This window comes from Rhodococcus sp. MEB064, from assembly GCF_000834565.1.
GTDB lineage: Bacteria > Actinomycetota > Actinomycetes > Mycobacteriales > Mycobacteriaceae > Rhodococcoides.
Map to the genome: position 1 here is coordinate 1 of NZ_JXQS01000048.1, position 239 is coordinate 239.

Below are 239 nucleotides of genomic sequence, written 5' to 3' on the forward strand. Positions count from 1 at the left end.
GCCTCGAGCCCGATCAGCAGATCCACACCCTTCTCCAGGCGCACCCGATGCTCGTCGCCCTGACGCAACCCGTAGAAGAACTGATTCGCCGACAACCCGGAGGTGTCCCCGTACTTCTCCCGATGCTCCGCCAACTCCTTCGCCGGCCCCGGGAACAACAGATGATTGAGCCGATCACGCCGCTCCGCACTGGTGCCGGAGAGCAGCACCTCGTCCTGCGTCGTCAACGTCGCCTCCCC

The 239-nt window shown here is 65.3% G+C and carries 1 protein-coding gene; it reads right to left on the bottom strand.

Annotation, left to right across the window (positions count from 1 at the left end; genetic code table 11):
- A partial coding sequence (locus RU01_RS18010; RefSeq protein ID WP_042575968.1) for a hypothetical protein occupies nt 1-239 on the bottom strand: 239 nt, incomplete at both ends.